Here is a 12,235-nt window from a genome sequence, read left to right as displayed (position 1 = left end):
GCGCTCCCGCAGGGAAGTCCCCGCGATGGGCTCGCCTACCACCGCGTACGCGAGGGCGCTTCGCCACCTGGGCGCGGTGAGATACCCCCATCATTGGACCGCGCTGGGTGGCCGGTTTCAGCAAACAACCGCGACCGACGCCAGGAATTCAGCTCCCAGGACGGGCGTCAAGAATGCGCCGCCGGTTCTCCGAACCGGCGCGCGAGAGAGTCGGGCACTGCGGGGCCGGTGAAAGACAAGGTCAGGCCAGCCTGCCACAGCCCCGGCGTGCCGTGCAGATAGTCGCCCGCCGAGGACCCGCCAGCCCGCACAGCCGGACCAACCGCTACGGGCGGCGCGACCGGGCGGTCAGACGCGCACTAGGCTTTCCTTTGAGAGTCGACCCTGCTCCTCTGGAACCGCCGCCCGCGATGACCCCGCTCACCGACCTTGCTTCTCCGTCTGCGCCCGAGCTGCGCCTCGTTGTCCCCGCCACCGAAGAGCAGCTGCCCCGCGTGCTGCACGTCATCAACGGCGAGCACTACTCGGGCGCCGAGCGGGTGCAGGACCTGCTCGGCCTGCGGCTGCCGGACCACGGGTTCGAGGCGGGGTTCGTCGCGCTCAAGCCGGGCAAGTTCGGCGACTTCCGCCACTCGACCAACGCGCCGCTGGAGGAGCTGGCGATGGGCTCGCGGTGGGACCTGCGGGCCGCCCGCCGCGTGGCGCGGGTCGCGCGTGAAGGGGGCTACCGACTGATCCATGCGCACACGCCGCGGTCGGCGATGGTCGGCTCGATCGCCGCCCGCCGCCTCGGCCTGCCGTTCGTGTACCACGTGCACAGCCCGACCAGCCGCGACTCGACCCGCCCGTTCGCCAACTGGGTGAACGACCGCGTCGAGCGGTGGAGCGTGTCGGACGCGGCGCGGCTGATCACGGTCTCGCCGACGCTGTCCGACCACATGAAGTCGCTGGGCGTGGCGGGCGAGCGGCTGCGGTGCGTGCTGAACGGCGTGCCGGCCGTGGCCAACGCCGAGCCGCGCCCGCGGCCGAAGGGTTTGTGGACGCTCGGCATGGTCGCGCTGTTCCGGCCCCGCAAGGGCGCCGAGGTGCTGCTCGAGGCGCTCGCGCTGCTGCGGTCCAACGGGCTGGACGTCAACGTGCGCGCGATCGGCCCGTTCGAGACCCCCGAGTACCAGGACCAGCTCGTGTCGCAGGCCAACCGTCTGGGCGTGGGGAGTCTGATCAAGTGGGTCGGCTTCGCCGAGGACGTCGACGCCGAGCTCCGCCGCTGCGACGCGCTGGTGCTGCCGAGCCTGTTCGGCGAGGGGCTGCCGATGGTGGTGCTCGAGGCGATGGCGGCCGGGCTGCCGGTGATCGCCACCCGCTGCGAGGGGACCTCCGAGGCGGTCGTGCACCGCCGGACCGGCTGCCTGGTCGAGCCGGGCAGCGTCAGCCAGCTGGCCAGCGCGATCGAGTCGCTCGTCGACGGGGAGATCGACTACGAGCAGGCGTCCGCCGAGTCGATCGCGCGGCACGCCGAGCGGTTCTCCGACGACGCCATGGCCGCGCAGGTGGCCGAGGTGTACCGCGAGCTGCTAGACGATTAACAGGCGGCGAAACGGTAGGCCGTAACAAGCGAAGCGCTGTTACGGCGCTAGTCAGCCTGCCTTGCCGTAGCCTCACTACGGCGGGCGCCGGGGCGCTCCCAGCAGGGTAGCCGCGAAATGGTTCAGGCCGCGGGTGGTACATCGCGGGGGCTCGCGCTATCGCGGAGCGCCCCCGGCACCCGCCGCTGTTACGGAATCGCCGGTTCGCTACTGCCGTAACTTTCTTCCCCGCCGCCTGCGGCTGCAGAGCTGAAGGCTACCGGGTCGCCCCGTTCTGCGGGGCGGCGGCCGATTGCGTGGACGGCGCGTCGACCACGTGCTTCCAGCCGAGCGGCGTGCTGGGGGTGGCGAACAGGCTGGTCCACTTCAGGCGGTCCAGCGTGTTGTTGATGCTCACCTTGTCCTTGTAGAACACGTACGCGCTGCGGCTGCCGTCGGGGCGGATGATGTTCATCGACTGCGGCATCAGCGTGCGGCGGTCGAGCTGGATCTCCACCATCTGGTACTCGACCGCGTCGGCCATCTTCTTGGGCACGGCCGAGATCTGGATCACGTCGGGGATCGGCTGCTTGTTGGCGTCCAACGCCTGGAACGCCTTCATGAAGAAGCGGGCCTTGAGCTTCGCGGCCTCGGCGCCGAACAGGAACGGCAGCGGCGTGTCGACGATGCTCTTGCCCTGCATCTCGGGCGGGATGGGGCGCTCGACCAGGGTCTTGTCGGTGGTGTTGTACTGGAAGACCGACTTGCCGTCGCACACCCAGTGCTCGCCAACGGCGTCCTTGTCGTGCACGTGCTTGCCCTGCGGCGGCCCCTTGAAGCCCGGCTCGACCGGCGTGGCCTGCCAGCGGTGGATCTTCGCGATCTTGAAGCTCCCCTTGTCAGGCTTCTGGTAGCTGACCTCGCCCTCCTCGATGGTCGACGCGATGGTCGCCGCCGGGCTGAACGCGTCGTACGCGTAGCGGACGAACGGGCAGCTGAAGGTCTTGACCTGGTCGCTCGACTTTTCCCACACGTCCAGCACCTGGTCCAGGTACTGCTGCTGCGCGGTGTTGAGCTGGAACCCGGGGGGCGCCTGCGGCTGGACCGCCGGCTGCGACTGCGGGGCGGCCGCGACCAGCGGCGAACGCTGCTGCTGGCCCGGGGCGAGGGCGGGAACCAAGACGAGGGCGACCAAAGCGGCGGCGAGCGAACGCGTCATGCGTGGGCCTGTAAGTTGGAGCTTAAGGCGTGCTGGCCGGCGTCCTTGCCGACCCAATACTCAGTTAGGCCGCGGAGTATAGCAGCGGCGGCATGCACGACCTATGGCGAATCGCCGTGCTAGCTAGGCCGCGCTGGCCTACGGCCAATGAACGGCGACTCGCCCGGCTAGCTGGCGACGACCTCAAACGCCCACCGCGGGTCGCCCTCGAAGCCCTCGCCCGGCGCCAGCACCACCACCCGCCCCGCCAGCATCAACTGGCAAGTAGGGTGGCCCTCGACCGGGGTCGGCCGGATAAGGGCGGACGGCCCGTCGGGGAATGTCAGCCGCAGCTCGCCGGACGCGAGGTCCGCCTCGGCGTCGTCCGCCAGCCGGTACTCGGCCGCGACGTGGGCGCGGCGGCCCTTGGTGCGGCAGGCGAAGTCGAATGACAGTCGGTCCGCCGCCGCTTCGATGCTGGCCGACCAGTAGTGGTTGTCGGCCATGCCGGTGAGGAACGCGATCTGGCCGCCCGCCGGGGTCGCTTGGCGGTACACCTCCTGGAAGACCGGGCCGGCCAGCGGCTCGCTCGGCTCGCAGCTGACTAGCAACTCGCGGTCCGACAGCAAGACGCTCTGTGCGAAGCGGTCCGCATCGAACCGGAACTGCGCACGCAATCGGTCTTCCTGGGTGGCGATGCTCTGCAGGGTGGTGCTCTCTTGGGTCACGGCTGGTCGGGCGGGGCAGGGGGGAGTTCAGGGCCGTCTTGTTGGGCCTGCTCCTGTTCTATCCGGTCGAGCTCCTGTTGGCGACGCCGCCGCTGCTCGAACAGGAAATCGCGCCGCGCCTGGCCCTGCGGGCTGCCGGGTCCGAACCGCTCGCCGAGGGGCCGGCCGTCGAAGTCGTCCGGAGGTCCGTCGCCGCGAGGGCCGTCGTCCCGGGACCGTTCTCCCCGCGGCCCGTCGCCACGCCGGCCTTCGCCCCGCCGCCCCTCGCCGGGCGGAGGCCCGCTGCCGCGGCGCGGGCCGAAGTCGCCGCGGCGGTCCTCGCCACGCCAATCGTCATGGGGCGGCCCGCGGCGCTCGCCCGGTGGGCCGAAGCGCGGGGGCAGCCCGTCGACCGGCGGCAGCCCGCGGCCACGGCGTCCCTGGCCGCGCGGCTCGAAGTCTTCTTCGATCGGCGGGGTCTCGACCTCGGCGGCGCCCTCGGGCGGTCGCGGCGGCGGCCCCAGCAGCGCGCCGACGGCGAACACCGCGGCGGCGCCGAGCAGCGCAGCGGCGGTTGCGACCACGGCCACGCGGTTTGCTGTCAGCCACCTGCTCACCCGGGCGCCGAACGCGGCCCGCGTGATGGTGACCGGCTGGTTGTCCAGGAACCGCCGCAGGTCGGCCGCCATCTCCTCGCCCGTGGCGTACCGGTCGGCCGGGTCGGCGGCCATCGCCTTGAGGATGATCTTCTCCAGGTCGACGGGCAGCTTGGGGTTGAGCTTGCGGGGCCGTTCGGGCTGGTGCTCGTTGATCATCTGCAGCACCTGGCTGGGGGTGGGCGCCTCGAACGGCGAGCGGAAGGTCACCAGCTCGTACAGCGTGAGCCCCAGCGCATACAGGTCGGACCGCGCGGTCGCCTCGCCGCGGAGCTGCTCGGGCGACATGTAGCGGAGCGTGCCGAGCAGCTCGCCGGTGCGGCTCATGCCGTCCTGGTCCATCATCTTGGCGAGCCCGAAGTCGGTCACCCAGACGCGGCCGGTGCGGTCGAGCAGCAGGTTGGCGGGCTTGATGTCGCGGTGCAGCGCGCCGCGGCCGTGCGCGTAGGCGAGCGCGTCGGCCGCCTGGGCGCCGATCTTCGCCACGCTGTCGTAGTAGGCGGGGTCCAACGCGTTGACGTCGACCCTGTGGTCGTCGATCAGCGAGCGGCCCAGCGACCCGGCCCGCACCGCGCCCGACAGCGAGGGGTCCTCGGTGAACTCGACGGTCGGCGCCTCGTTCGCCCGCGAGTCGGGCGGGTGGCCGGAGGACGGGCCGTCGAGCGTCCAGCGGTCAACCTCCATGGCGGCGGCCACGCCGTCCTCGAGCCCCCGCACGGTGTGCGCGGCGAGGGTCTCGTCGCCGGCCAGGCTGACGCTCGACGCCGACGCGAGCGCTCCGCTGCGGGTCTGCCGGCCGACCTGGCGGGTGAGCACGTCGAGGCCCACGCCGTCGATCCGCTGCATCACCAGGTAGTGCAGCCCGTCCTGCTCGCCCACGCTGTAAATGGGCACGATGTTGGGGTGCTGCAGCGCGGCGGCCGTGCGGGCCTCGCGGCGGAAACGCTCGAGCTGCCGCGTGTCGAACAACGCCCTGCCGGGCAGCACCTTCACCGCCACGCGGCGGCCGAGCGACTCCTGCTCCGCCTCGTACACGACGCCCATGCCGCCGCGGCCGATCTCGCCGAGGATCCGCAGGTCGCCCAGCCGGTCGGGGCAGTCGAACCGCTTGGGCGCGTCGTCGCGGCCGCCGGACTTGGCCTCCTCGAGCGCGACGATCGTGGGGAACAGGTCGCGGATCTCGTCCGCCTGGTCGGGGTGTGCGGCCGCGTAGTCCTCGATCGTCACCCGCCGCCCCTGCCGGCGGTCCTCCAAGAACCGCTCGGCGAGCAGCTCAATCGGTTCTCGGTTCTCGGTGTGCTCCACCATTGGGCGTAGGAGTCTTGGAACAGGAGGCAGCAGAGAGAGCAGAGTTACGGAGTCTAAGATTCTTGGTCGGCGCCGGGCGGGATCAGTCGAGCAACGCCACCAACGAGGCGGAGCTCATGGAAGTGGATAATCAGGCCGCAGTCCGGGTCCCATCTCCGGGTGAACTTCAATTGCAGCGCTAGTAGAGTCGTGAGAGAGTTCGTCCGCCTGATGAAACAACGCTTGCATCAATCATCGCCTGGCGCCGTGCGAGGCCCTGCCTCCGCCGGCTAGGCTCCTCTCTTCTTCGTTTCCTTTGTTGCCTTCCGTTTCCAGCTTTTCTGGCTTCCTCGCTGGGCCCCGATCGGGTCACCGGTTCAGCAGCGACTCGAAGCTCTTCATCCCGGGGATGCCGTCGACTACTTCTTTTAACCGCTTGATGGCGCGAACGTACCGGATGCTGGCGGCTTTTACCTCGATCCCCAGCGCCTCGGCGACCTCGCCGTTGGTCAGTTCCTCGAAGTGCCGCAGCGCGATGATCTCCTGATCGTTCTCGCTCATCGTGGCGATCGCGTCCTGGAGCCGGGCGCCCAGCTCCTCGCGGATGGCCGCCTGGCTGGGGGAGGTCAGGTGGCCCAGCAGGCAGTCTGCTAAGGAAACGCTGGTCGCCACGGCGTTTCTACTCGGCCCGCGGTGCACCTCGCGGCCGGCGTCCCGCATCTTGGCGCCGATGTGCCGGCGGTGGGCGTCGATGAGGGTCTGGGTCGAGATCAGCCGCAGCCAGACGAACAGGCTGCTGTCGGGGTCCTTCTCGACCGTGCCGCGGAAGTGGTCCAGCCGGGTCGAGGCCTGCAGGAACGCCTCCTGCAGGATGTCGTCCGGGTCGAGCCGCCCCCGCAGCCGCCGGTCCATGCGGAACACCAGGCCGGTGCGGAGCCGCTCGCGGTGCAGCGCGAACGCCTCGCCGAGGGCCGCGTCGTCGCCGTCGACCAGCCGCTGGCGGAGCTGCTCGTCGGTGGCTGGGGGCATGGGCTGCTCGCTGGCTGAAGGCGTTAATCGCACGGGACAAGTGTAGTATCGCGGATTGCCCCGCCACGGCAAACCTCACCCCTCATCCGCAGCATCCCAGCGCTGCTCGCCACGGAGCTGCCGCCCGACTTTCTGTTGCAACCGGTGTAGAACGCCGACGCCGCCCCGCGTTTAGGAGGTTGGATACATCACACAGGAGGACGCCGCCCGTGGGAGGGCCGGCGCGAATCCACTTTGAAGGGAGTACGGGGTCATGTTTGTTGCAAAGCTATTCTCTCGTGGCGTGCTGGCGGCCTGCGTGTCCGCCGCAACGGTGGGGGTCGCCTACGGGCAGCCCGATGACGCGCCACCCCGCGACGGCCGGCCCGACCGACCGGGCCCGCCGCCGGCCGGACAGGTGTTTGACCAGATCGACGCCGACGGCGACGGCGTCATCAGCCGGCAGGAGTTCGAGCAGCACCACAAGCAGCGCGTGGCCGATCGCCGATCGGGCCCGCCCGAGGGCCGGCGAGGATTCGGACCGCCGCGTGACGAGCGTGGCCAGGCGCGTGGCGGACGTGGTCAGGGGCGCGGCCAGGGCCGCGGCCCGCGTGGCGACTTGGACGACCGTCAGGGCCCGCCCGGAGATCGCCAGGGCGACCGTGCGCCCCGCGGGCGACGCGGCGGCGACTTCGACGGTCCGCGCGACCGTGACGGCGAGCGCGGCTTCCGCGGCCCTCGCGACCGGGAGGACGGACCGCGGGCTGAGGGCCGCCGCGGCCCGCGTGACCGCGGTCCAGGTGACCGTGGCCCCGAAGCACGAGACGGAGGCCCCCGCTTCCAGGGCGAGCGTGGCTTCGGCCCGCCGCCGCGCCGCGGCGATGACGACCGCGCCGACCGGCCGCGTCGCGAACGCCGCGACGAGGGCCGCCGCCGCGGCCGACCGGAACGGGACCGCCCGCCGATAGAGCAACCAGAGCAGGAAGACTCGCCAGAGACCTAGTGGATAAGGCGACAATTTCGCAACCAGTGAACGAGCGGCCGGCGGCAGCGCCGGCCGCTCTTCGAGTTGGCGCGAGGCGAAGCCGCGGCGCTGTTTGATATTCTGTTCGCTACGCGTACTGCCCGAACGGCGCGGCGAACTCGTACAGGCCGGGCCGCACCGCTAGTTCGGCGTAGCCATCGGCGAAGCCAACAAGCTGCACGCCTTCTGCCTCGGCGGCGGGCTGGCCGCCCTCGGTGACCGCACCGTCTGATGGGCAGGGGCAGAAGACCCGCGCCGTGGTGTTCGCCGGGACGCGCACGCGCAGCTTGAACTGCGCGTCCTCAATCCGCCAGCGGCTCTCGATCTCACCGTGCACCGACCGGTAGGTCGCGCCGGCGTGCTGCAGGTTGTCGGTCGGGTAGGGCTTCACGACGAACTGCTTGAACCCGGCGGACGCGTCGTCCAGCTCGATGCCCGCGACGTGGCGGTACAGCCACTCGGCGACCGAGCCGAGCGAGTAGTGGTTGAACGAGTTCATCTGCGGGTTGAAGAACCCGTCGTCGGCGGTCCAGCCGTTCCAGCGTTCCCAGATGGTGGTGGCGCCGTGCACCACCGGGTAGAGCCACGAGGGGTAGTCCTCGTTGGTCAGCAACCGGCCCGCGACGTCGGCGTGGCCGGCGAGGGTGAGCTCCGGGTTGAGGTGCTTGATGCCGATGAAGCCGGTGCTCAGATGCCAGTCCTCGGCCGCGATCAGCTCGACCAGGCGGCTCGCGGCGGCGGCGCGGTCGGCCTCGGGCAGCAGGTTGAATGCGAGCGCCAGCAGGTAGGCGGTCTGCGTTTCGACGGCCAGGCGGCCCTCGTCCTCGAGCCACCGCTTACCGAACGCGGCGCGGACCTTCGTGAACATCGCGTCGAAGCGGTCGGCCTCGTCCGCGCGGCCCAGCGCCCGGGCCATGGCGGCCATCTTTGCCGCGTCGTCCGCCCAGTAGGCGGTGGCGAGCAGCGTCTTCATCTCGGAGTGGGTGCGGAAGGTGGTGTCGGCGGGGATGCAGAGCCAGTCGCCGTAGTTGTTGTTCAGGTGGTTCTCGCGGATCGACTCCGGGTTGACGCGCTCCAGCCAGTCGAGCCAGCGGACCATCGCGTCCCAGTGGCGCTGCACGATGCGCCGATCGCCGTACACCCGCCACAGCGTCCACGGCACGATCACGCCCGCGTCGGCCCAGCCGGCGCCGCCGCCCAGGCCGTCGAGCCCGACGAAGTTGTCGCCCTCGTCGATCCGTGGCGCGACGTCGGGGAACAGGCCGTCGGCGTCCTGCGAGTCGGTGACGTCGTTCATCCACTTGGTGAAGAACGCCGCCACGTCCATGTTGTACGTGGCCGATCGCATGAACACCTGCGCGTCGCCCATCCAGCCGAGCCGCTCGTCGCGCTGCGGGCAGTCGGTGGGCACGGTCAGGAAGTTGCCCTTCTGACCCCACAGCGCGTTCTTCCACAGCCGGTTGACCAGCGGGTGCGAGCACTCGAACTCGCCCGCCGGCGGGGTCGCCGACATCACCACGCAGCCGCGCACGTCGGCCAGCGGCAGCGGCTCGTCGATCCCGGTGATCTCGAGGTACTGGAAGCCGTGGAAGGTGAAGTGCGGACGCAGCGTTTCGGCGCCGCCGCCCCGCAGCGTGTAGGCGTCGGTCGCGTCGGCGCGGCGGAGGTTCTCGGTGTAGAGCGTCCCGTCCGGGTTGAGCCGCTCCCCGTGCCGCAGCACCAACCGCGTGCCCGCCGGGCCGGCGGCCGACAGCTCGACCCACCCCGAGAAGTTCTGCCCGAAATCGTACACGTGTACGCCGGGCGTGACGGTCGTCACCGAGACGGGCGCCAGCCGCTCGACCACGCGCACCGGCTCGCTGCGCTGCGCGACCAATGGCAGCGGCTCGCCACTGTCGGCGGGGGCATTGTTCGAGAAGCCGAACCGCGGGGTCCGCACCGTGGCGGGCGGGACTTCGACAACGGGCAGCCAGTCGGTGGCGTCATAGCCCGGCTGGTCCCAGCCGGTCCGCTCGCGCCGGGCGTCGTAGGTCTCGCCCATCATGAAGTCGCTGGCGATGATTGGCCCGGTGGTGCAGCTCCACGAGCCGTCGGTCGGGACAACGATGGTCCGCCCGTCGGCGAGCTCGACCTCCAGCTGCATCAGCAGGCTGTTCTCCAGCGTGCCGTACTGGCCGCGGGTCTCCTGCCAGCCGATGTACCCGCTCCACCAGCCGTCGCCGAGCGTGGCCGCCAGCGCGTTCTCGCCGGCGCGCACGTGGCGCGTGACGTCGTATGTGCGGTAGTGCAGACGCTTGTGGTAGTCGGTCCACTCGGGGACGAAGCAGTCCGGCGTCACGACCGCGCCGTTCAACCGCGGCTCTACCAGCCCGCGGGCGGTCACGTAGAGCGTCGCGCGGACGACCCCGTCCGGCGCGTCGAACGATTTACGGAACAAGGCCGGCGTGCCGGGTTGGGTAGCGGTGGGCGGCTGCGCGCCCGGGTCGCGGGCGACGATCTGCGGGTCGTGCGTGACCCAGTCCGCCTGCCAGTCGGAGCTCTCCATCAGGCCCATCGTCCACATCGCCGGCGGGCTGGTGAGCGGTTCGCCGCGCTCGTCCCAGAGGGTTACCTGCCAGTGGCACGCGGCGCGCGACGTCAGCGGCGCGCCGTCGTACTCGACGTGCGTCGACTGGTCGCTCGCCACGCGCCCGCTGTCCCACAGGTCGGCCTCGCCGGCGGCGAGCCGATCGGCCGAGCTGGCGACCACTACCCGGTAGGCGGTCTGCGCGGCGCCGCGCCGCGACGACTGCTGCACCCAGCTCAGCCGCGGCCGCGGCTCGTCGATGCCGAGGGGGTCGACCAGGTACTCGCAGCGCAGGTAGGTGAGGGAGTCGGGGGTCATGCCGTCCGTGCCGGGGGGAGCAGTGGGGTTGGTCAGTCGCCGAGCGGCTTCGCCTGGATCCAGAAGATCGCGGTGCAGAACCACATCGCCATGCCCAGCACCATTAGCCAGTTGTGCGTGGTCGGCGAGATCGCGCCGCCGAACACCATCATCCCGGACAGGACCGACAGCATCAGGCCTAGCACGCCAATCACTTTCAGCGCGGCTTCGGTAGCGGTGTTCATTCGGTTGCCTCCGGTTGGGCGTTCGCCGGTGAGAGGGTTTGCTGGATCAGGCTGCAGCCGGTGTAGAGGGTGATGGCCAGCACCCACGCGGGCAGCACCTGCAGGAACATGTCCGCCTTGTAGTTGGCCAGGAAAGTCGGCGCCACCCGGTTGATCACCTCGAACTGCGGGTACTGGTCCTTCGCGTACAGCAGGAAGCAGATGCCGAACGAACCGAACCAGCCCACCGCCGCGGGCCAGCTCCACAGCAGGCGTTTGCGCTCGGCGTAGTAGGGCGCCAGGCCCAGGCGCGGGAACACCCAGTAGTCCATCACAATAAACGCGCCCAGCGGCATGAAGAACAGGCCGTAGTACGCCACGATGCGGTCCAGGTAGTAGATGACCGCCGGGATGCACGCCGCGACAATCATCATCGCGCCGGCGAACAGGGTGACCGCCCAGCGGCGCCAGTTGGGCGTCGCGACCTGCAGCGCCAGGCCCGCGCGGTACAGGGTCGGGTTGGCGGTGGTCCAGCCGGCCAGCACCACGCACACCAGGCCGGCCCAGCCGACGGCGAACATCGCGATGTTGCCCGGGTTCACGTTCGGGTTCTCAACGCCGGCCGCCAGCTCGGCGTTGACGAACGCGGCGCACATGATGCCGCTGCAGATCCACGCCATGTAGTGCCCCAGGAACATGCCGAACGCCGAGCTGAAGCCCATCTGCCACTTCTTCGCGTAGCGGAAGAGCGTGACGTCGCCCATGCCCATGTGCTGCGAGATGTTGCACAGCCACGCCAGGCCGGCGCAGTGCCAGAAGCCGTACTTGATCTGCCCGGGCTGCGCCTCGCCGGTCCAGATCTTCTCGTTGGCGATCTCCCAGAAGTTGTCCAGACCGGTCACTCCGAGCGACGCGAGCGAAGCGAACCCGCCCGCCAGGAACACACACGGCATCCAGGGCGCCGCGACCTTGGCGAAGTGCGCGAGCTGCTCGAAGCCCAGCATCGCGAACAGCGCCACCACCACCCCCACCGCGACCGCGATACCGATCCAGGGCGCCGAGGGCAGGTACTCGGCCTCCAGGAAGTTGGGGCTCTCAACCCCGGCCACCTTGGCGACCGCCGTTGTCGACACGTTCACCATCGCGCCGGCCAGCAGGCAGAGGATCACCGCGAACAGGCCCGAGTACAGCACCGTCAGGTACGGCCCCGCCAGCCGGCGGATCTGCCAGTAGACCGTCAGCCGCTCGCGCACCGCGATCGGCGCGCACAGCAGCGCCCAGCTCAGCACCGCCAGCACGTTGCCCACCAGCAGCCCGACGAACGCGTCGTACGCCGTGACGCCGTGCGCCACCAGCAGCGGCCCGAGCACGAACTCGGTGCCGGCGATGTGCTCGCTGGAGAACATCGCGATGAACGTCCGCCAGCCGTACAGCTTGTCCTCGCTGACCGGCTCGCGGTCGTACTCGTACAGCTCGTCCAGCCGGTCGACGATCGACGTAGATTGCTCTGCGGGCATAAGAAGCTTTGGTGAGGAGGAAGCGGGGTGAGGAGTTGGCGGTGAAGAGGCCGCGCTACGTGGACTGCAACGCGACAGACGCTGCCTGCAAACGTGGTGCGAATCCAGACAGCAGCGCAACCGGAAACTCGACCAGCGCCCGCGGGCTAGCTAACATAGCAACCGCCCGCGACATTTTCAGCGCGG

Annotated in this window: 9 protein-coding genes; 2 read left to right on the top strand and 7 right to left on the bottom strand. The window is 70.3% G+C overall.

Annotated elements, in window-relative coordinates; translation table 11 throughout:
• Positions 1-410 precede the first annotated feature (410 nt).
• Positions 411-1,586 carry a glycosyltransferase gene (locus tag KOR34_RS24405; RefSeq protein ID WP_146568749.1) on the top strand — a complete coding sequence of 392 codons (1,176 nt, stop codon included), beginning with the start codon at positions 411-413 and terminating at the stop codon, positions 1,584-1,586.
• 256 nt (positions 1,587-1,842) lie between these two features.
• Here KOR34_RS24405 and KOR34_RS24400 read toward each other — a convergent pair whose 3' ends face one another.
• From KOR34_RS24400 to KOR34_RS24385, 4 genes are all read right to left on the bottom strand, one after another.
• Positions 1,843-2,784: a hypothetical protein gene (locus KOR34_RS24400; protein WP_146568748.1), complete on the bottom strand. Its 942-nt coding sequence runs from the start codon at positions 2,782-2,784 to the stop codon at positions 1,843-1,845.
• Between the two features lie 167 nt (positions 2,785-2,951).
• A complete protein-coding gene (locus KOR34_RS24395) occupies positions 2,952-3,491 on the bottom strand; it encodes a hypothetical protein (protein WP_146568747.1) in 540 nt (179 codons plus the stop codon).
• Complete coding sequence (locus KOR34_RS24390; protein WP_146568746.1) at positions 3,488-5,434, bottom strand: serine/threonine-protein kinase; 1,947 nt, start codon at positions 5,432-5,434, stop codon at positions 3,488-3,490. Before KOR34_RS24390 ends, KOR34_RS24395 begins: the two co-directional genes overlap by 4 nt.
• A 348-nt stretch (positions 5,435-5,782) precedes the next feature.
• Positions 5,783-6,442 (bottom strand): sigma-70 family RNA polymerase sigma factor, encoded by a 660-nt coding sequence (locus KOR34_RS24385; RefSeq protein WP_146568745.1) that lies wholly within the window; start codon positions 6,440-6,442, stop codon positions 5,783-5,785.
• Between the two features lie 253 nt (positions 6,443-6,695).
• Here KOR34_RS24385 and KOR34_RS24380 point away from each other — a divergent pair, with 253 nt between their 5' ends.
• A complete protein-coding gene (locus KOR34_RS24380; RefSeq protein WP_146568744.1) occupies positions 6,696-7,424 on the top strand; it encodes a hypothetical protein in 729 nt (242 codons plus the stop codon).
• A gap of 109 nt (positions 7,425-7,533) precedes the next feature.
• Here the strand turns inward: KOR34_RS24380 and KOR34_RS24375 are convergent, their stop codons facing one another.
• Genes KOR34_RS24375 through KOR34_RS24365 form a run of 3 tightly spaced genes read right to left on the bottom strand, consistent with a single transcriptional unit; the run spans position 7,534 to position 12,049 of the window.
• Positions 7,534-10,329, bottom strand: coding sequence for an alpha-L-rhamnosidase (locus tag KOR34_RS24375; RefSeq protein WP_146568743.1), 2,796 nt, complete (start codon positions 10,327-10,329; stop codon positions 7,534-7,536).
• Positions 10,330-10,361: 32 nt separating this feature from the next.
• On the bottom strand, positions 10,362-10,553 hold the full coding sequence (locus KOR34_RS24370; RefSeq protein ID WP_146568742.1) for a hypothetical protein: 192 nt from the start codon (positions 10,551-10,553) through the stop codon (positions 10,362-10,364).
• A complete protein-coding gene (locus KOR34_RS24365; RefSeq protein ID WP_146568741.1) occupies positions 10,550-12,049 on the bottom strand; it encodes a purine-cytosine permease family protein in 1,500 nt (499 codons plus the stop codon). The genes KOR34_RS24370 and KOR34_RS24365 overlap by 4 nt, the downstream gene beginning before the upstream one ends.
• Between the last annotated feature and the right edge of the window lie 186 nt (positions 12,050-12,235).

Origin of the sequence: Posidoniimonas corsicana, assembly GCF_007859765.1 — a bacterium.
Taxonomy (GTDB): domain Bacteria; phylum Planctomycetota; class Planctomycetia; order Pirellulales; family Lacipirellulaceae; genus Posidoniimonas; species Posidoniimonas corsicana.
This window is presented reverse-complemented; position numbering and strand designations above follow the sequence as displayed.